The following is a 1963-nucleotide window of genomic DNA, read 5'->3' on the forward strand; positions in this document are numbered from 1 at the left end:
TGGGATGTACTAATTTACAAGGTTATTTGTATAGTAAACCCTTACCTCCGGAAATGGTTTAATTGTTATGTAATAGGCGCTCAAAATTGGCCATTAACGTAAATTGGTGGCAGTAAAAAGGGGCCGATTTAAATAAGCACGCCAAGAACTTTTTAATATCATTAATTCTTTAAGCCGATCAATTCATATTGAATCGGTTTTTTTTGTACCTTTGCTTGTATATATAAACTTTCGTATATACACTTAGTCGTATGTTTTTACTTCTTGTTTATCCGTTATGAAAAAGAAAACTGTGTTGTTTCTATGTACTGGCAATTCGGCGCGTTCGCAAATGGCTGAGGCGTTGTTACGCAATAAAGCGGCTGATCAATTTGATGTGTTTAGTGCCGGGACATCGCCAGAGCAAGTCGATGTTCGAACTATTGAGGCTATTACTCGCTTCGGTATTGATGCGGGTGATTTAGTGTCTAAGCACCTACAGACTTTTGCCGGCAAAGACTTCGATTATGTTATTACCCTATGCGATAAAGCCAATAATGAATGCCGTAGTTATCCTGGCGCGGGTAAGCAACTGGCATGGGACTTTCCCGATCCTAAAAATCGCGCAGGCGAGCAACCATTTTTTTTGACCTTACATGACATCAATAACCGCCTGACGATGTTTCTGTTAGTGGAGCAACAAACTACGTGTCTAAGGCCATTTGAGTTGGTGCCCGAAGCCGAAGTACCTGAATTCAAGGAAGTTGACCCCATTACATTTTATAAATGCCTTACCGATGACATTCGCTTAAAAACCTTAATGTTGACCCATTATCATGGTGAGCTGTGTGTATGCGAGTTAATGGCGGCGCTTGATGAAGAGAGCCAACCTAAAGTATCGCGCAATTTAGCCTTATTGAAAAAGGCCAATATTCTAAGCGACAGAAAACATGGCCAGTGGGTGTTTTATCGTATCAATCCTAATTTACCTCTCTGGTCCAAATCAGTAATAGCAGAAACCACCGAAAACAACCTTGGGTTGATAATGCCGTCATTACAGCAATTACACACAATGCAAAATCGGCCAAATAAAGTGAGTTTTTGTCGTTAAGTTGATGTTTCAAATGTTTTTTAAAAGATGCTTTAATCGATTTTTATATGTTTTCTAGTTGTGTGGAGTCATTTTTATGGGAATATTCGAACGGTTTCTATCGGTATGGGTTGGCTTAAGTATGTTGGCTGGGGTGTTGTTAGGTTTATGGCAACCCGGAGTATTTCAAGTTATTGCCAACCTTGAAATCGCCCACGTTAACTTGGTGGTTGCGGTGTTTATTTGGGTGATGATTTACCCAATGATGGTGCAAATTGATTTTTCTTCCATAAAAGATGTTGGCCGAAATCCCAAAGGATTATTGCTTACAGTAGTCATTAATTGGTTAATTAAACCCTTCACCATGGCAGCTTTAGGTTGGTTGTTTTTTAAGGTGCTATTTGCCGACTTGGTCGATCCTGCATCTGCACAAGAGTATATCGCAGGGATGATTTTACTTGGCGTGGCTCCTTGTACTGCGATGGTGTTTGTGTGGTCGCAATTAACCAAAGGGGATGCGAACTACACCTTAGTACAAGTGTCGGTTAATGATGTGATTATGATTTTTGCCTTTGCGCCTATTACTGCTTTTTTGTTGGGGGTGAGCGATATTCAGGTGCCATGGGAAACCTTGCTTATTTCGGTATTACTGTATGTGCTGTTGCCTCTAATTGCTGGAGTGACAACGCGTTACTTACTTAATCGCCGCCATGGATTAGTTGCTATTAACTCATTTTTGGCCACCTTAAAGCCTTGGTCAATTATTGGTTTATTGGCCACTGTGGTATTGCTATTTGGATTTCAGGCCGAGGTAATAGTGTCGGATCCACAAACGATAGGCTTAATTGCTGTGCCGTTGATTATCCAAACTTACGGCATTTTTATCATCGCTTA

The 1963-nt window shown here is 40.6% G+C and carries 2 protein-coding genes; both read left to right on the top strand.

Features of this window, described 5'->3' with window-relative positions; genetic code table 11:
* The first annotated feature begins 277 nt into the window (after positions 1 to 277).
* Positions 278 to 1090 (top strand): metalloregulator ArsR/SmtB family transcription factor, encoded by an 813-nt coding sequence (locus CXF78_RS15555; RefSeq protein WP_102037295.1) that lies wholly within the window; start codon positions 278 to 280, stop codon positions 1088 to 1090.
* 76 nt (positions 1091 to 1166) lie between these two features.
* Positions 1167 to 1963, top strand: a 797-nt coding sequence (gene arsB / locus CXF78_RS15560; protein WP_102037296.1) for an ACR3 family arsenite efflux transporter, incomplete at its 3' end; no start/stop codon positions are given.

The sequence above is a fragment of the Shewanella sp. 11B5 genome, from assembly GCF_002836795.1.
Classification (GTDB): Bacteria; Pseudomonadota; Gammaproteobacteria; order Enterobacterales; family Shewanellaceae; genus Shewanella; species Shewanella frigidimarina.